The 15,524-nt window shown below is 60.7% G+C and carries 28 protein-coding genes; 12 read left to right on the top strand and 16 right to left on the bottom strand.

Annotation, left to right across the window (positions count from 1 at the left end):
- The first annotated feature begins 191 nt into the window (after positions 1–191).
- Complete coding sequence (locus RWT78_RS14220) at positions 192–431, top strand: CDGSH iron-sulfur domain-containing protein (protein WP_003943717.1); 240 nt, start codon at positions 192–194, stop codon at positions 429–431.
- Between the two features lie 128 nt (positions 432–559).
- On the opposite strand, the gene RWT78_RS14215 is transcribed toward RWT78_RS14220, so the two are convergent.
- From RWT78_RS14215 to RWT78_RS14205, 3 genes are all read right to left on the bottom strand, one after another.
- The gene (locus RWT78_RS14215) at positions 560–763 is read right to left on the bottom strand and encodes a cold-shock protein (RefSeq protein WP_003943666.1); all 204 of its coding nucleotides are present in this window, start codon (positions 761–763) and stop codon (positions 560–562) included.
- A 316-nt stretch (positions 764–1,079) separates the two neighbouring features.
- A complete protein-coding gene (locus RWT78_RS14210; protein WP_003943713.1) occupies positions 1,080–2,057 on the bottom strand; it encodes a YihY/virulence factor BrkB family protein in 978 nt (325 codons plus the stop codon).
- Positions 2,058–2,143: 86 nt separating this feature from the next.
- The gene (locus tag RWT78_RS14205; protein WP_314676326.1) at positions 2,144–2,581 is read right to left on the bottom strand and encodes an STAS domain-containing protein; all 438 of its coding nucleotides are present in this window, start codon (positions 2,579–2,581) and stop codon (positions 2,144–2,146) included.
- Positions 2,582–2,911: 330 nt separating this feature from the next.
- On the opposite strand from RWT78_RS14205, the gene RWT78_RS14200 reads away from it, so the two are divergent.
- Positions 2,912–3,160, top strand: a complete 249-nt coding sequence (locus tag RWT78_RS14200) for a hypothetical protein (RefSeq protein ID WP_003943680.1) — start codon at positions 2,912–2,914, stop codon at positions 3,158–3,160.
- 16 nt (positions 3,161–3,176) lie between these two features.
- Here RWT78_RS14200 and RWT78_RS14195 read toward each other — a convergent pair whose 3' ends face one another.
- Both RWT78_RS14195 and RWT78_RS14190 read right to left on the bottom strand, forming a co-directional pair.
- Positions 3,177–3,959 carry a SigB/SigF/SigG family RNA polymerase sigma factor gene (locus tag RWT78_RS14195; RefSeq protein ID WP_003943639.1) on the bottom strand — a complete coding sequence of 261 codons (783 nt, stop codon included), beginning with the start codon at positions 3,957–3,959 and terminating at the stop codon, positions 3,177–3,179.
- Positions 3,956–4,390, bottom strand: a complete 435-nt coding sequence (locus tag RWT78_RS14190) for an anti-sigma factor (protein WP_003943620.1) — start codon at positions 4,388–4,390, stop codon at positions 3,956–3,958. Before RWT78_RS14190 ends, RWT78_RS14195 begins: the two co-directional genes overlap by 4 nt.
- A 237-nt stretch (positions 4,391–4,627) precedes the next feature.
- Between RWT78_RS14190 and RWT78_RS14185 the strand changes: the two genes are divergently transcribed.
- Positions 4,628–5,065 carry a hypothetical protein gene (locus RWT78_RS14185; RefSeq protein WP_037131043.1) on the top strand — a complete coding sequence of 146 codons (438 nt, stop codon included), beginning with the start codon at positions 4,628–4,630 and terminating at the stop codon, positions 5,063–5,065.
- A 9-nt stretch (positions 5,066–5,074) separates the two neighbouring features.
- Here RWT78_RS14185 and RWT78_RS14180 read toward each other — a convergent pair whose 3' ends face one another.
- The 5 genes from RWT78_RS14180 to RWT78_RS14160 form a co-directional block, all read right to left on the bottom strand.
- Complete coding sequence (locus RWT78_RS14180; RefSeq protein ID WP_172403429.1) at positions 5,075–5,335, bottom strand: WhiB family transcriptional regulator; 261 nt, start codon at positions 5,333–5,335, stop codon at positions 5,075–5,077.
- Positions 5,336–5,577: 242 nt separating this feature from the next.
- Positions 5,578–6,249, bottom strand: a complete 672-nt coding sequence (locus RWT78_RS14175) for an ANTAR domain-containing protein (RefSeq protein ID WP_003943739.1) — start codon at positions 6,247–6,249, stop codon at positions 5,578–5,580.
- Between the two features lie 48 nt (positions 6,250–6,297).
- A complete protein-coding gene (locus RWT78_RS14170; protein ID WP_003943674.1) occupies positions 6,298–6,432 on the bottom strand; it encodes a hypothetical protein in 135 nt (44 codons plus the stop codon).
- A 73-nt stretch (positions 6,433–6,505) separates the two neighbouring features.
- Positions 6,506–7,051 carry a Dps family protein gene (locus tag RWT78_RS14165; RefSeq protein ID WP_003943731.1) on the bottom strand — a complete coding sequence of 182 codons (546 nt, stop codon included), beginning with the start codon at positions 7,049–7,051 and terminating at the stop codon, positions 6,506–6,508.
- Between the two features lie 84 nt (positions 7,052–7,135).
- A complete protein-coding gene (locus RWT78_RS14160; RefSeq protein WP_003943664.1) occupies positions 7,136–7,294 on the bottom strand; it encodes a hypothetical protein in 159 nt (52 codons plus the stop codon).
- Between the two features lie 358 nt (positions 7,295–7,652).
- On the opposite strand from RWT78_RS14160, the gene RWT78_RS14155 reads away from it, so the two are divergent.
- The gene (locus RWT78_RS14155; protein ID WP_003943719.1) at positions 7,653–7,955 is read left to right on the top strand and encodes a MerR family transcriptional regulator; all 303 of its coding nucleotides are present in this window, start codon (positions 7,653–7,655) and stop codon (positions 7,953–7,955) included.
- Between the two features lie 24 nt (positions 7,956–7,979).
- Here RWT78_RS14155 and RWT78_RS14150 read toward each other — a convergent pair whose 3' ends face one another.
- The 4 genes from RWT78_RS14150 to RWT78_RS14135 form a co-directional block, all read right to left on the bottom strand.
- A complete protein-coding gene (locus RWT78_RS14150) occupies positions 7,980–8,357 on the bottom strand; it encodes a hypothetical protein (protein WP_007726560.1) in 378 nt (125 codons plus the stop codon).
- A 137-nt stretch (positions 8,358–8,494) separates the two neighbouring features.
- Entirely contained in the window at positions 8,495–9,982 is a 1,488-nt protein-coding gene (locus tag RWT78_RS14145; protein WP_003943632.1) for a trehalose-6-phosphate synthase, read from the bottom strand.
- A complete protein-coding gene (locus RWT78_RS14140) occupies positions 9,979–10,398 on the bottom strand; it encodes an STAS domain-containing protein (protein WP_007726563.1) in 420 nt (139 codons plus the stop codon). The genes RWT78_RS14145 and RWT78_RS14140 overlap by 4 nt, the downstream gene beginning before the upstream one ends.
- Positions 10,399–10,657: 259 nt before the next feature.
- Positions 10,658–10,846, bottom strand: coding sequence for a PI-type proteinase (locus RWT78_RS14135; RefSeq protein WP_136472457.1), 189 nt, complete (start codon positions 10,844–10,846; stop codon positions 10,658–10,660).
- A gap of 167 nt (positions 10,847–11,013) precedes the next feature.
- On the opposite strand from RWT78_RS14135, the gene RWT78_RS14130 reads away from it, so the two are divergent.
- Positions 11,014–11,262, top strand: a complete 249-nt coding sequence (locus RWT78_RS14130; protein ID WP_007726566.1) for a hypothetical protein — start codon at positions 11,014–11,016, stop codon at positions 11,260–11,262.
- A gap of 220 nt (positions 11,263–11,482) precedes the next feature.
- Here the strand turns inward: RWT78_RS14130 and RWT78_RS14125 are convergent, their stop codons facing one another.
- The gene (locus tag RWT78_RS14125) at positions 11,483–11,974 is read right to left on the bottom strand and encodes a hypothetical protein (RefSeq protein ID WP_314676315.1); all 492 of its coding nucleotides are present in this window, start codon (positions 11,972–11,974) and stop codon (positions 11,483–11,485) included.
- On the bottom strand, positions 11,971–12,549 hold the full coding sequence (locus tag RWT78_RS14120; RefSeq protein ID WP_003943626.1) for an RNA polymerase sigma factor: 579 nt from the start codon (positions 12,547–12,549) through the stop codon (positions 11,971–11,973). The genes RWT78_RS14125 and RWT78_RS14120 overlap by 4 nt, the downstream gene beginning before the upstream one ends.
- Positions 12,550–12,735: 186 nt before the next feature.
- Here RWT78_RS14120 and RWT78_RS14115 point away from each other — a divergent pair, with 186 nt between their 5' ends.
- The 7 genes from RWT78_RS14115 to RWT78_RS14085 all read left to right on the top strand — a co-directional run bounded on the left by RWT78_RS14115 (position 12,736) and on the right by RWT78_RS14085 (position 15,490).
- Complete coding sequence (locus tag RWT78_RS14115) at positions 12,736–13,200, top strand: Asp23/Gls24 family envelope stress response protein (RefSeq protein ID WP_003943699.1); 465 nt, start codon at positions 12,736–12,738, stop codon at positions 13,198–13,200.
- Positions 13,197–13,481 carry a hypothetical protein gene (locus RWT78_RS14110; RefSeq protein WP_042452304.1) on the top strand — a complete coding sequence of 95 codons (285 nt, stop codon included), beginning with the start codon at positions 13,197–13,199 and terminating at the stop codon, positions 13,479–13,481. The genes RWT78_RS14115 and RWT78_RS14110 overlap by 4 nt, the downstream gene beginning before the upstream one ends.
- Before the next feature lie 70 nt (positions 13,482–13,551).
- Positions 13,552–13,740 carry a hypothetical protein gene (locus RWT78_RS14105; protein ID WP_223258031.1) on the top strand — a complete coding sequence of 63 codons (189 nt, stop codon included), beginning with the start codon at positions 13,552–13,554 and terminating at the stop codon, positions 13,738–13,740.
- 38 nt (positions 13,741–13,778) lie between these two features.
- Positions 13,779–13,958: a hypothetical protein gene (locus tag RWT78_RS14100; RefSeq protein ID WP_003943629.1), complete on the top strand. Its 180-nt coding sequence runs from the start codon at positions 13,779–13,781 to the stop codon at positions 13,956–13,958.
- Positions 13,951–14,343 carry an Asp23/Gls24 family envelope stress response protein gene (locus RWT78_RS14095; protein ID WP_019747452.1) on the top strand — a complete coding sequence of 131 codons (393 nt, stop codon included), beginning with the start codon at positions 13,951–13,953 and terminating at the stop codon, positions 14,341–14,343. Before RWT78_RS14100 ends, RWT78_RS14095 begins: the two co-directional genes overlap by 8 nt.
- Entirely contained in the window at positions 14,340–14,909 is a 570-nt protein-coding gene (locus RWT78_RS14090; protein WP_019747451.1) for a DUF6286 domain-containing protein, read from the top strand. The genes RWT78_RS14095 and RWT78_RS14090 overlap by 4 nt, the downstream gene beginning before the upstream one ends.
- Complete coding sequence (locus tag RWT78_RS14085) at positions 14,906–15,490, top strand: hypothetical protein (RefSeq protein ID WP_314676306.1); 585 nt, start codon at positions 14,906–14,908, stop codon at positions 15,488–15,490. The genes RWT78_RS14090 and RWT78_RS14085 overlap by 4 nt, the downstream gene beginning before the upstream one ends.
- Positions 15,491–15,524 lie beyond the last annotated feature (34 nt).

Here is a 15,524-nt window from a genome sequence, read left to right as displayed (position 1 = left end):
TCACGAAGAAGGTCGTAGGTGAGGTCGGTGGACTGTGCCTCCTCGTACGCGTCAGCGGCAGCCGTAATCTCCCTCGGATCGGCCGAGGAGCGCAGAATGGAAACGAGAGTGGCGCTCAGTGGGCCGCGGGCCTGTGGAACAGGCATGGAAGTGGGCACACCAGTGGCCGAATCGAGAACTGAAGAGGACATATGACCGCGTTTCCCGAATCGTCATCTGCCGAAACACCGAGTGTTCCCGGTAACAACACCACCATAACCGCCTGCACGGACGGCCCGCTGCTGGTGCGTGGTGACTTCGAGTTGCTCCGTGACGACGGCACTCCGATAGAGAACAAGCGCTCTACGGTTGCATTGTGTCGATGTGGGCGGACCGGCATCGCGCCGTTCTGCGACAGCTCCCACAAGAAGAAGCGGGCGAGAGCGACGTAACCGGTGCCAATTCGGAACAAGCCCGACCCGTGAACCAAGACGATCCGGAAACCAAGAAAAGGCTGGATGCCGGCACCATGCGGTGCAGCGTCCAGCCTTTTCAGTCTGAAGTCAGACTGGGATCGAACTCAGATGGCGCGAACGTTCTGAGCCTGGGGGCCCTTCTGGCCCTGTCCGATCTCGAACTCGACCTTCTGGCCCTCGTCGAGGGACTTGTAGCCGCTGCCCTGGATCTCCGAGTAGTGAACGAACACATCCGGTCCGCCACCTTCCTGCTCGATGAATCCGAAGCCCTTTTCACCGTTGAACCACTTGACACTGCCCTGAGCCATAACCAAATTCTCCTGGATCCATCGAGCCGAGCCCTCCCATCGAGAGTCCGGTCTCACACCTGATCCTGCCATGCTCTTCTTTTTCTGTCTCCAATTACATGCATGGCGAGTTGCAGTATTTGACGGCTTTGTCCCGTTCCGGGACCACGTCGGAAGCAGGTGATTGTTCAACTATGCGCGTTCACCTGCTGTGATGTATTCGTCCCTTCGATGCAGCGTGAAATGACAACACCTGTGTTAAATCTGGATTCGCGGCGCAGAATGCCACCCCGATACCGAGGAGGGGACCAAATACCCAACTCGATCGGGGTCGAGATCAGTCCGAATCGTCGGGTTTGGTGTGCCCGTCGAACGTCACATGGATGTTCTCGTGGGGAACCGCGCGTTGTGCTTTTGCTTGATCGGCGAAGGTGCGCCGATCGCCTTCGATGAGTTCGGTGTTGTCGGTGAACGGAGCCAACAACGCCCGCGGATGGAGTTTGTCGACTCGCACGACGTTGATTTCCGCACACATGACGATCGAGGCTGCAGCGAGGAACAAGAAGGCCAACAAACCCAGAACGATGGCAAAGACGCCATTGGTGGTGGAGGCACCCCGCACCACAGAGGTCACATAGAGGGCACCGAAGGACTGAAGTGCTTGCCAGAGAACAGCAGCGGCGATCGCTCCAGGTGCCACATCGGCTACCGAGAGCGGGCGGGCGCAGGTGAGCCGGAAAGCGACGATGAAGATGCCCGCATTCAAGACGACTACCGCAAGGGTCAGCAGGAAGCTGAACGAACCGCCCAGATGAAGCGCACCGCCGATGTTGGAGACAGCGGTGGTCCCCAAGATCGCGAGACCGATCGTGCCGAGGAGTAGTAGCCCTTGGAGACGCCCGCGGATGGGATCCGGTCGCATGTTTCGGGGCACCGACCACACCGTGTTCATCGCGTTCTGGCAAGCCAGAGCGACACCGAGGCCACCGTAGAGACCACCGACGATTCCGATCACCAGACCCGTGACACCGCCGCCGATCTGTTGCGCATTGCCCAGGTCGTCACCGATCACCGGAAACTGATGCAGCGCGGAGTCCAAGATCTGTTGCTGAAGCTCAGGGTTGCCCGACAGCACGAAGCCGAGAATGGTCGAGAGCAACAGAAGAAGAGGAAAGAGCGAGACGAAGCCGTAGTAAGCGATCAGCGCGGCTAGATAAACACCTTGATCGTCGAGGAACTTGTAGAGGACCGCTATCGGGAACCCCAGGGCCGGATGCTTCTGTTGCAAGGCATCGAGGCGCTTGGCGATTGTCATTCTCGGTCTCTCTCAGCTCGTCGGACAGCCCGACGAACCTTAGTCGCTGCGAGCGCCTGGCGCTCGACGCCGGGGCAGCCGTGGCGTCAGGAGGCTTCGAGTGACTTCTCTGCTTCGTCGAGCGCGCTCATTGCTCCCTCGACAGAGTTGGTGACCGGGAATTCCTCTTCCGCCCGCGCCGCGCGAAGCAAGCGTCGAAGCGGGTGTGACCCGATCGCGGCCCACTGGAAGTCGTTGGCTCGCGAACGGGAGTTCAGCTCGGCGAACAGTTCGAGGCAGACCGCACCGACGAACAGTGAGTTGGACAAGTCCAGAATGACGCGAGACCACTCCGCAGCGTACGAGTTGAGAAGTTCTCGTAGTGCTGGGGCGGAGAGTTTGTCGAGGTCGACGTCGACCCGGATCAGGACTGTCGAGGGCGCTATCCGCCAGGCCGCGAAACCATGCGTTTCCACGATCGGCCCCAATTGTGTTGAGGGATCGATGGAATCGATCGGTGTGTGGTCGAGTTCATTCAGATTCATGGCAGATCCGGTCTGTGTGCTTTCATCGAAAGGCTGACGACCGATCTGGCGGCGCGGAAAGTGAATGCGTCCAGGCGTGGAAAGCTTTAGAGCTCAATGGAAATGAACAGTACAGATGTGCGCAGGAAATACTCACCTGATCCAGAGCCTTGATGCGAACCGAGCGCCAGTGGCTTCAACCCCGGCTGTATTCTCAACCTCGGTACCGTTCAGTGTAGCTCGAGGGCGTGAATCGGTCCAGGTGAGAGGTCGAATATTAAGCGGTGCAATGTTTTTGGCTCGACGCTTCGGTATGGTGGAAGATCAGCGTCACCGGACGAAGGGAATCAGATGAACGACCGCGATGCACTCACGGCCATCTCGACCAAGCTCGACACACTGATCGGCGCGGAGACCAATGGTTTGCGGGACGAGGTTCCGCCCGGTTCCAGTGTGCAGCGCACCGAGCAGGACGGCGAGCACGGCCGGTGGGGGCACGATTACCGCCTCGCCAACAAGTATCTCGAGGCCCTCGACATCGGCCAGCCCGGTCTCATCGATCGAGACGAGCTGGAACGTCTTGCGCAGGAATACATCTGATCCTCGAGACGTACCTTCAGAAGATTTCACCCATCTCGGTGCGTAGCTGCTTCAGTGACTGAGTGAGGATTCTGGATACATGCATCTGAGAGATGCCGACCTTTTCGGCAATCTGGGATTGGGTGAGATGGCCGAAGAATCTGAGAACGACGATCGTGCGCTCGCGCTCCGGTAGTGCCAGGAGCGCGGGCCGCAGGGTTTCGTGATTGTCGATCCGACTGATCGCTTCGTCGTACTGTCCCAAAGTGTCTATCAGAGTCAGACCACTCCCGTCGCCGGCGGACGCGGTGTCGAGCGGTGTGGTTCGGTACGAATTACCGGCGGTCAAACCTTGTTCGACCTCGTCCGGTTCGATGTCGAGTTCCTTGGCGAGTTCCGCGACTGTCGGTGCACGGCCGAGCGTCTGGGACAAAGTCGTGAGCGCCCGGTTGAGGGCAAGGTGCCGTTCCTGAAGGCTACGAGGCACTCGCACGGACCAGCCGTGATCGCGAAAATGCTTGCGTACCTCACCCATGACGGTCGGGACGGCGAACGACAGGAAATCCGATCCTTTGTCGACGTCGAATCGCTGCACGGCCTGTATGAGCCCGACGCGAGCAACTTGCTCCAAGTCCTCGAAAGGCTGGCCACGCCCCTGGTATCGGCGAGCGACGTGTGTGGCCAGGGGTAGGCACAGTTCGATGATCGAGGTGGTGATCTTTTCTCGGCTGGGATCATTCGGCGGAAGCGAGGCCATCGAGACGAACAGTTCGACAGCTGTTTCGTACTGGTCCTTCTTGTCCGGTGGGACAGCGGTCACGCACGCTCCTGGGGCAAGCCCTTTTCAAGCGTCATCGTCAGGGTGATGTGACCGTCCGCGTCGATTTCCGACTGTTCCAAGCGGACGGAATCGACCAGCGCTTCGAGAACGAACCATCCGAAGCTGTGCGACTTGTCGGGTATCTCGGAGTGCGCGATCACGGACACGACGGTCCGAAGTGTGCGGCCGACGGTGTCGAATCGGCAGGTCAGGTCGCTGGACGGTATCGCGTGGCCGATGAGGATGCTCGCGACTTCGTCCATCGCCAGAGCAAGATCGGCTGTTCCGTCGACATCGAGTCCGGTGTTGTTGGCAACCGTTCGGGTGATTCCGCGCAGAGTGGGAAGTTGAGAGTACGACGCGCGGACGCGGAGCGAGGCGATGGAGTCGTGAGTTAGTTCGGTTTCGGTCGGACTCGACAGAGGGATCAAGGGGCTTCCTGTAGGTAGATGTGGCGTAATTCCGGCGGACCGAGGCAAGGACCGGTACCGGCCGTGCGTGCCAGCCATCTCTACCCCGGAAGTATTCATGGCCTTGGATTACCCTTCGCCCGGCGAACTAACCCTCTTTACCCGAACTAGAGGATGAATTGTGAGACACATCACCTGTGGTGCGGACGTACCGAATCCTCATCTTTCATTTTCGCGTCGTTCGGGTACAGCCGCTTCATGGACACCCATTCGGACAGACAGATCCCCGTACACATACGACCGGAAGGTGTCACTGATGACGAGGTGAAGGCGGCAGGAGTGCTGTCGAACGCCCTTGAAACGGTGGAACGGGCACGCGGTGCTCTGTACGACTTCCATCAGCTGATAGGGCATGCCGATCTGATGCTCGACGAGGTCGTCGAGCTACTGCGATCCAGCGGCAACGACGACCTGGCCGATCAGGTCGAGGGCGAGTTGATCGGCCGGAACGTGGTCGAGGGGCGCTGGACTTTCCAGTTGGTCGAAGAGTTCGACGAGAACTACTGGTCGTTTTTTCGTGAATGCGAGAAAGTGGTGCGCGACAAGCTGGCAGGCGGAGTGCCGCACCTCTTCGAAGCCGAGATGAAGGAGCGACGCCGCACGCACGGTTTGCGGCACCACGAGGCCAGGCCCTGAGGTTCCTGCCTACTCTCGTGAGCTCGTCGCGGCACTGATCAGTGGTTCAGTTCGAGCTTTGCGCAGCGATTCTCGCTCGGTCGCCGTCATGCCGCCCCAGATACCGTGGGGTTCCCCGGTCTGGATGGCGTGCACCAGGCATCTCTGCACGACAGGGCATCTGGCGCACACCAGCTTCGCCGAACTCTCGCGCTTCGCTCGCCTGGAGCCGCGCTCGTTCGTATCGTCGTAGAACAGAGCGGGGTCGGTGTCGCGGCAGGTGCCGGACAGTTGCCAATCCCACTCGTCGGCAAGGGGCCTGGGAGATGTTTAGGAGCGCATGAACATGGACGTTCCCTTCGCTGCGTGACGAACTCGACTCGGATCGCGGATCCAGGTCGGGTGTTAAGGCAAAGCTCGGTCCCGCCGGCCTGAACCGGCGGGACCTTCGAGGCTCCTCCCTCGAGGGGGAAGATTTCGGGGGTACCTCTGGTCGGTCATTACCCAGCCGTACAACTTTTGAATCCCGGTCGTCAGGAATTCTTTTGATCCACGGCACGTCGTTCTGCTGCGGCGACAAGACCACCGGCGATGTCGCGCACCTTGACGTTCCATTCCTGCGACATCTGGACCAGAAAGTCGAAGGCTTGGTCGGCCGAGCACTCACGCTCGGCCATCAGTAATCCCTTGGCCTGCTCGATCAAGGGCCGAGAATCCAAAGCTCTTCTCAGTTCGTCATTTTCCGCGCGAAGGCGGGTGAGGACGTCTGACGCCGAACTGGACTGCTGAGCCAGCGGTCGTTGAACCTCGTATACACGATGAAGCACACCGATGACCCTGCCGTCATCATCGGTGACGGCGGAATTCACCGTATTCCAATAGCGGGTGACAAACATCCCGCTCCCGCGCTCGTCGCGCACGTCGTAACGCTGAGTCGGCAGTGCGTCCCGAGTTCGGGAGTGCATCGTGCGCTCGAATGACGTTGTCAACGAGAAGATTCCATCGGCAAACGAGTCGTCGGGATTGTCGGGGAAGGCTTCGAACACTTCCACTCCGTGCAATTGATCGAGGCTGCGACCGGATACGGCAAGGTATTCGTCGTTTGCGCCCTGGATACGAAAATCGCTGTCCACGAGCAGAAGAGAAGAACTGCTTGCCGCAAATCGATCGCTACGAACGATCGAGCGGAGAGTGCTCGAACTCATGATTGTGTCGTTTCTGTCCTGTCTTCGACGGTTGCGGCCCCTGATATTTCAGAAGTAGTTGATCGCGAGAACTCCAAGGGCGGTGCCTGCCACGATCGATCCGAACAACAAACGCTGCTGCAACACGAACATCTGATACTCGCGACGTGTTTGTGTCGACGTGCCGCGCGAGTCCGCAGACATGCTCTGGCCCTTCCCGGTTGGGGGGTGTGCGGTTTCGGCCGCCCCCCGCTCGGCCTAACCCGCGGACGGTGCGTCAGTTCTGACGCGCCTCATTTGCGGCATCCTGCTCGGTGGACGCGCCTTCGTGTACGAGGCTGCCACCCGAGTTCTCGAGGTGAGCACGAACGAACCACTGGAACTTTTCCAACTGCGCCGTCTGGCCGATCAACATGTCCTCGGTGATCGGATCGATCTTGCCGACGCTGTCGATTGCGGTGCGACTGTCGGTGATGATCCCGGTGTAGACGAGGTCGAGCGCAGCGAGGTGCGCACGAGCGTCGTCGCGGCCGACGGAGTAGTCGTCCCACGTTCGATCGCGCTCGATTGCTCCCGCAGTGCCCTTGGGCGAGTTACCCAGTGCCGCGATACGTTCGGCCACATCGTCGGCGTAGCCGCGAACCAACTCCACCTGGGGGTCGATCATCTCGTGCACGCCGATGAAGTTGGGGCCCACGACGTTCCAGTGAACGTGCTTGAGCGTGAGGTGAAGATCGTTGTAGGCGCTGAGGCGTTCCTGCAGAATATCGGCGACGGACGAACCGTCTGCGCTGCTCAGTCCCGGTACGGTGAACTCGGACATATGTTTTCCTCTCGTCTTGATGGGGAGCGCCCTCCAGTGGGGCGGTCTCGCGCCATCGTCAATCGGATCGCGTGTCGGTCAGGTTCAGTGCGCGAGTGCTACTGGCTCCTCTGTCACCGGGTCGCCGTACATCATCGCGATTCGGCGCTTGACCTCTTCGGTTGTCAAAGTCGCACTTGCGACAGTGATTCCGATGCCGGTGGTGCTCTCGCCCTGTGTGGGCGGGATGTCGATCGTCGTCATCTTGCTCCCGGTGAAGAGTGTGCCGTGAGGGAGTCGGCTGAACCACCGACTCCGACGTCTGGGTGTTCTGCGCCTTCGAGCTCCAGTTATGGCGCTTTCAGGTGCTACAAAATCTATATCAGCCGATGTAGATAATTGGCAAGGCTACTTCGATTCGCGGGCGAAGGAAAGCGCATTGTGCAATCTTGTCGAAATCGGCTTTGATCTGCCATTTCACGCCCTTTCTGCTCGACGATTCTTGTTGTCAGTGGTCCTGGACACGCTTGAATCTATGTCCTGGGCGTCAGATTCACTGCGTGATGGTGCTAAGGTCGGGTGACGCCGATTGAGACAGCCGACACCGAACTAGGAGGTTCCAGTGACGTCGGAATCCCAGACCCGGGCGCTGCGCGGCGTGTACGGGATCTCAGTGATGTCTGAACTGTCCGGGGTAGGACCTCAGACGCTGCGCCTTTACGAGCGAAGGGGCTTGCTCACACCAACCCGCACCGATGGCGGTACGCGCCGGTACAGCGAGGCCGACCTGGATACGCTCGGACGAATCACCGCGCTGATCGACGACGGAGTCAATCTCGTCGGTATTCGTCTGATTCTGTCCCTCGAGGCCGAGAATGCAGTCTTAGCGGCTCGAATCAGCCAGTTGACCGCCGAGGGGGACTAGTGGTGCTGCTCGAGACGATGCCGTTCAGGATGGAGTTTCGGTGCGGGTAGGGTCGCCGAAGTCCGCGTCGGCGGAGATTTTGTTCCCTGCCGCTGCGATCTGTTCGAGCGCGGCGTCCAAAGCATCGACCAACCATTGATGCGACGCCTCCGCGAGGAGGCGATCCGGAGTGTCGGTGTTCTCGGATTGGAAGAACCGCACCAGCCATGATTCTCCGTTGTCGGGTCGATCGGAGAGTCCAGCCGCGGTATTGGTCGCCAGAAGGAACCGGTTGTATTCGAGGTCAACACGAATGGCGTACTCGCCGAACAGGTTCACCACGTTGGCCGGCCGATGAGTAGCGGCAGCGAGCGCAATGAGAGCGTCGTTGTAGGTTTCGGAGTACTTCATCGTGAGGGGCATGGTCGGCCTGTCTTTCTGGGCCGATGCAGCATTGCACGGCTATGTCGAGGAGATCAGTTCGCAGCCGCTGCTTGACGATGAACTGAAACCAATCCTAGCTCGAGCCTCCGAGCGCACTGACGCAAGCCCGTGGGGGGTCAGTTGTTGCGCGCAAAGTTCGACTCACGCTCCGTGAGGAACTGATCGTCCGGAAGCGGTCCAGGTGGGGCAAGCGCAGTCAGGAACGACTCGGCCCACTGATGCACATCGTGTGTCATGACCTGTCGATGCAGCGCAGCCATACGTCGGCGGCCTTCCTTCGGATCCTGATGAACCGCGGTCAGGATCGTATTCTTCACGCCGTCCAAATCGTGCGGGTTGACCAGATATGACTGTCGTAATTCCATTGCGGCACCGGTGAACTCGCTGAGAACGAGAGCACCTCCGAGGTCGCCACGACAGGCCACGTACTCCTTGGCCACCAGATTCATCCCGTCGCGCATCGGCGTCACGAGCATGACGTCGGCAGCGACGAACAGTGCGATCAGTTCTTCACGGTCGACCGGCTGATACAGGTAGTGAACGACGGGGCGGCCGATCTGACTGTGGTCACCGTTGATGCGGCCCACCTGCTCTTCGATGACGCTACGCAGGTCGATATAGTGCTGCACGCGTTCACGACTGGGCGTCGCGAGCTGCACCATCGTGTACTTCTCCGGATCCAGACGGTCCTCGTCGAGGAGTTCCTTCAAGGCTTGAAGCCGCAGGTCGATACCCTTGGTGTAGTCCAGCCGGTCGACTCCCAGCAAGATTTTCTCGGGATTTCCCAGCTCTTCCTTCAATTCGCGCGCGCGACGCAGGACCGAATCGCTTTTCGACTGGCGCTCGAGTTCGGCAGAATCGACGGAGATGGGAAAGGCGCCCACCTTGACGACGCGAGAATCGAAATCCACATGCCCGAGCGCACTTCGAACACCGACGCCCGCGGTCGTCGTCTTGAGGCCGAGAAGTTTGCGGGCCAAGAACAGGAAATTGTTTGCGCCACCAGGTAAGTGGAAGCCGATCAGATCGGCGCCCAGCATTCCCCTGACGATCTCCTTGCGCCACGGAAGCTGCATGAAGAGCTCGACCGGCGGGAACGGGATATGAAGAAAGAACCCGATCGTCAGATCTGGCCGCAGTTCGCGCAGCATCGCCGGCACAAGTTGCAACTGATAGTCCTGCACCCAGACAGTCGCTCCGTCCGCGGCGCAACGCGCGGTTTCCTCGGCGAACCGCTGGTTGACCGCGACGTAGGTGTGCCACCACGACCGCTCGAACGTCGGAGCCACCAGAACGTCGTGGTAGAGCGGCCACAACGTGTCGTTGGAGAACCCCTCGTAGTACTCGGCGAGGTCCTGAGAGGTCAGCTCGACGGGAAACAGACGAAGGCCGTCAACCACTATCGGATCGACCTTCTCGTCCGCGACCCCCGGCCAGCCGACCCAGGCGCCATCCCGCTGTCGCAGGATGGGTTCGAGCGCAGTGACGAGCCCACCCGGACTTCGCTTCCAGTTCTTGCTTCCGTCTTCGTCGGTTTCGAGATCGACCGGCAGTCGGTTTGCGACGACGACGAATTCGGAGAGCTTTTCGAGATCGGTACTCACGCCGACATCGGCTCCGCCAGGGTCTCGTCCAGGACGGAGGTCGAGGACAGGTACGCGACTGCATCGGCTGTCGAGTCGGTGTACACGATGTCGGTGTCCATCTTCAGAAGAGACAGCGGACGCCTGACAGGGTGCGCTGCGACGAGCGTCCACGGCACGCCGAGCCTCCGTGCCTTGGCCGACAGAGTCTCGATGATGGAAAGACCTCCGACGGAGATGAACTGGACGTCCGAGCAGTCGAGTACGAACGGGTGTCGCTCACCGATCAGGTCGTCGACGCAGGCAGCGAAATCAGCTCGGGACCGGACGTCGATCTCGCCGCTGACCACGAGCGACTGAATGTTTTCGGCACAGGTCGTCGTGAAGGTGGGGGGACTGTCCGTACGCTCATCTGTAGTTCTCGAAAACTCGTTCATCGAAACTCCTGACGGATTGCTCGAAACGGTTCGTTCGAACGGTCTGGTTCGAAACGGTTTCGTTCGAAACCGGGAAACGGCACGGGAAGCAACGCACGAACCGTGCTCGTCTTCAACGGCTGGGTACTCAACCGTGCTGAGTGCCTACCTTACCGCATCGCGAAAACCCAGGTGAAAAGCGTTAGATCCGTACGGATTTCAAGGTCCCGTGAGCGTCGGCCCACGGGACCTTGGTCCCGATGGTTGAGACCTTCCGGGATCAGTCGGTGTCAGTCGCCGGGCCGGTGCTCGAGGCTCCGCCCTCGTCGGCCCACGTACGTTCGCCCGACGGATCGGTCTGAACGTCCTTGGGTGCGGTGTCGGAGCCGGTTCCCGGACCGTGGTCGGTGCCGGTGGTCTGCGGCTCGTCCGTCTGATCCGTGCGGTCGGTGGAATTCTGTTCACTCATGGTGTGCGTTTCCTTCGGGAAGTCGTTGTTCATGTACTTGTCGTTTCCTGCTCACCCGCGACGGGTACTCAGTAGGGGGTAGTGCGTCACGTCGAGCCAGTACGTCACGTCGAGTCCATACCGGCAAAGTCAGCTGTCACCGAAGCAGGAGATTTCACGTGAACCATATGACCGTGACGACCGAACACCTGCGTGCACTGCTGGGCAGTGGCCCCCATTCGGAATTGGTAGCGGTCGGGGGCGAGATCGAGATCTACGTCCCCGATGAAGAAGGGTTCGGTCTCGAGGGTATCTCGCTTGTCACTCGCGAGCAGTTGGCCGAACGTCTACCGTCCTCACCCGACAACCCCGACGAAGGTGAACTACGTATCGCCGCAGAATCGTTGAGCGAGATGATCGCCGAACTCGGCGGTTGAACTCCGAAGTTCGGGGCAGTCGACGTCAGATCTGCGGGATCGGATCCGGGGGGTACGGGTTCGGTGGCGTCGGAGTCGGTGGCACGGGCGGTGGATTCAGCGGATCGGGTGGTGTCGGCGCCGGTGGTGTCGGCGGACCCGGGTCGGGGGTGGGGCCCGGCGCCGGTGGTGGGGGAGTGGTCATGAGTGCCGGGTTCCCAAACACTTGCCGAACAAACACCTAGTGTTCGGAGTGGCTTTTGGTGTTCCCTGCGGCAGGTAGATCATCGACGATGTCGACTACGGCGATGTGGGTGCTCTCTGCAGAGACCGGTGGGTCCGTGTCGCCGAGCATCAGGTGAACGACGTCCACGACGGTGAACCGAACCCGATCCGACAGTTCGGCCAGATCCACTCCGTATGGCGCTGCCAGTTCGATACGTAGTGAACGTATTTCGTGGCCGTCGACGAAGAACTCGATGCTGCTCGGCGAGCAGTGGTGCCGAGAACGTATCTCGGCGGCCAAGTGGGTGCGGAGTACGTGCTCGCTCACCGACACAGTGCCTAGACGTGGACCTTCCGACGCGTGTGCGTCGAGCGGCCAACCGGACGCCGAGGTCGACCGTAGCGCCCGGATCACCTTGTCGCTGATTCGATCCCAGCCCGGCTCGGGAGCGTTCCGCAGGACGTCGGATGCGTGCGCCATCAATGCGTCGGTTCGTGATTCAGTCATCGCCACCTCGTCATTCGTTCACTCAGGTTAGCCCGTGCACGATGGTGATGCCCGCGCACCGCATCCGGGGTGAGTCTTAGAATCTTGCCGATTTGAACGAACGTGAGCATCTCCACCTCTCGCAGCGTCCATGCCGCACGCTGGCGATAAGGCAGTTCACCCAACGCTTCTTCCAATGCCTCGAGGAACGCGGAGTTCGAGGTCGTGTCGAACGGGCCGGCCTCGGGAGACGGCACGAGAGGATCGAGCAATCTGTCGTCGATCGGTTGAGCTCTCTTGATTCGATAGCTGTCCACGATCTTTCGGGAACAGATCGCGAAAAGCCATGTTCGCATCGACGATTCGCCACGAAATGAATCGAGTCGGCGCCACGCGGCCACGAAGGTGTCCTGGACTACCTCGAGAATGTCGCCTTCATCTGCGAGCATTCGACGCGCATAGCGGTGAAGTGCAGGTCCGTAGTAGTGCACCAGTGACTCGAATGCTTCTCGGTCGCCGAGTATCGCAGCGTCCACCGTTGCGGTGTCCAAGCCGTCAGGTGCTTCGGTGAGCCCCTGTGTGTGCGGTAACGCCACAGTCGCTCCTCTCGCGGAAATGCGGAAAACTCGGCTGCGTTCGAAGATTGTTCGCCCGGCCGGGGCGTTGAATGTTACGGACAGTAACTAACAAGTGTCAGTGATGCACGTCACCTGACTGGGGCATTCGGTTTTGCCTTCGAGTGACGACTACACAGGTAGATCGATCAACAGGAGGAGATGACAATGGTCAGCACACAGGTTGCGACAGCATCTACGAAGGATGTTGCATCATCGAACGACTCGGCTCTCGTGAGCTCTCAAGGAAAGACGTCGATCGCCGACACCGTTGTCTCGAAGATTGCCGGCATCGCTACGCGAGAGGTGAGCGGCGTGTACGACGTTGGCGGCGGAGCGTCGCGGGTTGTCGGGGCACTGCGCGAGCGGATCCCCGGCGCGAGTGTCAACCACTCCCAGGGAGTATCGGTCGAGGTCGGCGAAAAGCAGGCAGCGGTCGACATCGACATCGTGGCCGAGTACGGCGTATCGCTCGCCGATCTGGCCACCGGCATTCGCCGCAACGTCATTGCGGCGCTCGAACGGATGACGGGTCTCGAAGTGACCGAGGTGAACATCACGGTTCACGACGTTCACCTCGACGAGGGCAGTGACGACGAAACCGGCGAGCCCAAGACTGCACGGGTGCAGTGAGTTCCGAAATCGCCGACACCATCGCGGCGGCTGTGACGGGGATACCTGGGGTCGCCTCGCTTCATGCCGGAATGTTCGGCGAGGTTGGCACGTACCTCCCCGGCCGCCGCGTCGTCGGCGTGCGGGTGACGGAGTCGTCGACAGACATCCATGTGTGCATCTTCGCCGACGCCGCCGTTCGAGACACGGCTTTACGTATCCGCCAAGCGGTTTCAGGACTCGTTACAGGCCCCGTGAACGTGACAGTGGAAGACGTAGTCGGTCGTGCGCACGATGCCTGAGCACTCTCGGGGTTCAGTTCCCGATCGACGATCCGCACGCCGAGAGGCGATCAGGAACTACCACCCCGACGTGGGCGGATCTGCCGACGCGCTCAATCGAGCACTCGAACGCGTCGACCGGGACTTCGCATCCCCGATCGGTGTGGTTGTGCGCACGTCGCTGCGCGGCACGATGCGACAGATAGCCAAACCCGTTCGGGCCCAGTACACGCGGGTGCGCGCTCGGTTTCCGGGTGCAAAGACCTACACCGAGATCTGACAGGCACCATCGAACATCATCCACAACGGAGGATTCACATGACCACCTCGACTGTCGGCCTACTGGCAGGACTACTTCTCGGAGTCGCAGCTGCTGCAGGCGGTTTCACCGGATTCCTCATCGCTCTGGTTCTCGGTGTGATCGGATACCTCGTCGGTGGTCAGCGTGACGGCGAGTTCGATCTCGGTGTGATGCTGAAGGGTCGCGGACGTGGCTGAGACAGCTCGACCGGAGTCGTCTGTGCTTGGTGAGCCGGGCGATCGCGGAACGCTGACGATTCGAGACAGAGTCGCGCAGAAGTTGGTTCTCGAGGCGACGCGCGGAACCCCGGGGGTGCGCCATCACGCCGCCGGCATGGACAAACTGACCGGGCGCGAATTGCCGAGGGCGCGAGTGCTGGTATCCGGCAAGCGGGTACGGGCCAAGGTGGACATCGCGATCGAGTGGCCCGGATCCTTGTCGGTCATCGGTACCGCGGTGCGAGAGAACGTGACAACCCAGTTGCAGTCTGTATCGGGCCTGGACGTAGACGGCGTGGACGTGGCGATCGTGAGCGTTCTCCCGGCATCGACCAAGCGTGACGCGGGAAGGAAAGTGCGATGACCGCCGACAAGGTCGCACCACCCACTGCCTCGAGGGCTGCCGCTCCGGTTCCCCTTGCGGCGCCCGGATCGGCCGTCACGGGATTCCTCATCGCCGCGGCGCTACTTGCGCTCGGCGTGGTCGGCGTCCGCGACGCGCTGGTGGATACCGGCGTGATCACCGGGTCGCAGTGGATACCAAGTGCTGCCGCATATGTGGACGGGCTCGCGTACCAGGGTTGGATGTTGCCGGCGGGGATCGCAGCCGTCGTTCTCGGCCTGTGGTTCGTCATCCTCGGACTCAAACCGCGACGAAAGACTGCCAATGCCTTGGTCGGAGTCGCGAATACGTGGATCGATCCCGCCGATGTAGCGGCGATAGCGTCTGTTCGCGTCGAGTCACTGGCCCAGGTTCGATCCGCTTCGTCACACGCGACCCGGCGCAAGCTGGAAGTGAAGGCCTCGGTCACGCCCGATGGAGCCGCCACCGCTGAATCGGAAATCCGTGCGGTGCTGGGGGACTTGGCCGGGTCGCTGTCACCATCGCCGCGAATCAAGGTTCGTATCCAGACGGGATCGCTGTCATGACTCGGACGGCGACGGCGATGGATCGTATGGCGACATGCGTCGTGGGGATGCTCGCGATAGCGCTGGGAGTTGCAGCGATCCTGTGGAATCGCGACGTGATCAAGGATTTCCCGGCGCGTATCGAGATCCCGTGGGCTGAAGATCTTGTCGATCACTCGTGGTGGCCATGGGCTGTCGGAGCTGGGGGAGTACTGCTAGTCATCCTCGCGTTGCGGTGGTTGATCGCGCATGTGCCGCTGCGTCGGGTGAAGGAGATCACCGTCCATGGGTCGAACTCACACAATTCCATCACCGCGGATCTGGGTGCGGTGGCGGAAGGGGCGAGCGCATCACTGGAGGACTTCGACGAAGTGTCGCGTGTCCGAGGAAAAGCGTTGCTCGATCGTGGAGTTCGCACGATCGATTTGCGAGTGACATTGAGACGTAGCGTCGTATCCGGATCGGAAACGTTGTCCGAGCTGATTTCTCGCGTCACCGACACGGAGGATCAAGTCGCTGCGGTGGTCGGTGATCCATCCGTCGCGACCAGAACTCACATCGCCGTGGAAAGCGCGAAACGCGATGAGCCGAGAACTCTCTGATCAATCGAGGTTTGAGCCTCCCGACGGCCGGGTA

This window comes from uncultured Rhodococcus sp. (genome assembly GCF_963525155.1).
Taxonomy (GTDB): domain Bacteria; phylum Actinomycetota; class Actinomycetes; order Mycobacteriales; family Mycobacteriaceae; genus Rhodococcus_F; species Rhodococcus_F qingshengii.
The sequence above is the reverse complement of the archived record's forward strand: the minus strand, read 5'-3'. Positions and strand labels throughout refer to the sequence as shown.

Coding starts and splice junctions, on each gene's coding strand:
- RWT78_RS14205 (WP_314676326.1), bottom strand. CDS start 2,581: ATGAATCTGAATGAACTCGACCACACACCGATCGATTCCATCGATCCC.
- RWT78_RS14115 (WP_003943699.1), top strand. CDS start 12,736: ATGGTCAGCACACAGGTTGCGACAGCATCTACGAAGGATGTTGCATCA.
- RWT78_RS14160 (WP_003943664.1), bottom strand. CDS start 7,294: ATGACGACGATCGACATCCCGCCCACACAGGGCGAGAGCACCACCGGC.
- RWT78_RS14185 (WP_037131043.1), top strand. CDS start 4,628: ATGGACACCCATTCGGACAGACAGATCCCCGTACACATACGACCGGAA.
- RWT78_RS14135 (WP_136472457.1), bottom strand. CDS start 10,846: ATGAGTGAACAGAATTCCACCGACCGCACGGATCAGACGGACGAGCCG.
- RWT78_RS14085 (WP_314676306.1), top strand. CDS start 14,906: ATGACTCGGACGGCGACGGCGATGGATCGTATGGCGACATGCGTCGTG.
- RWT78_RS14130 (WP_007726566.1), top strand. CDS start 11,014: ATGACCGTGACGACCGAACACCTGCGTGCACTGCTGGGCAGTGGCCCC.
- RWT78_RS14170 (WP_003943674.1), bottom strand. CDS start 6,432: ATGTCTGCGGACTCGCGCGGCACGTCGACACAAACACGTCGCGAGTAT.
- RWT78_RS14125 (WP_314676315.1), bottom strand. CDS start 11,974: ATGACTGAATCACGAACCGACGCATTGATGGCGCACGCATCCGACGTC.
- RWT78_RS14140 (WP_007726563.1), bottom strand. CDS start 10,398: ATGAACGAGTTTTCGAGAACTACAGATGAGCGTACGGACAGTCCCCCC.
- RWT78_RS14150 (WP_007726560.1), bottom strand. CDS start 8,357: ATGCCCCTCACGATGAAGTACTCCGAAACCTACAACGACGCTCTCATT.
- RWT78_RS14200 (WP_003943680.1), top strand. CDS start 2,912: ATGAACGACCGCGATGCACTCACGGCCATCTCGACCAAGCTCGACACA.
- RWT78_RS14100 (WP_003943629.1), top strand. CDS start 13,779: ATGACCACCTCGACTGTCGGCCTACTGGCAGGACTACTTCTCGGAGTC.
- RWT78_RS14175 (WP_003943739.1), bottom strand. CDS start 6,249: ATGAGTTCGAGCACTCTCCGCTCGATCGTTCGTAGCGATCGATTTGCG.
- RWT78_RS14090 (WP_019747451.1), top strand. CDS start 14,340: ATGACCGCCGACAAGGTCGCACCACCCACTGCCTCGAGGGCTGCCGCT.
- RWT78_RS14215 (WP_003943666.1), bottom strand. CDS start 763: ATGGCTCAGGGCAGTGTCAAGTGGTTCAACGGTGAAAAGGGCTTCGGA.
- RWT78_RS14165 (WP_003943731.1), bottom strand. CDS start 7,051: ATGTCCGAGTTCACCGTACCGGGACTGAGCAGCGCAGACGGTTCGTCC.
- RWT78_RS14210 (WP_003943713.1), bottom strand. CDS start 2,057: ATGACAATCGCCAAGCGCCTCGATGCCTTGCAACAGAAGCATCCGGCC.
- RWT78_RS14220 (WP_003943717.1), top strand. CDS start 192: ATGACCGCGTTTCCCGAATCGTCATCTGCCGAAACACCGAGTGTTCCC.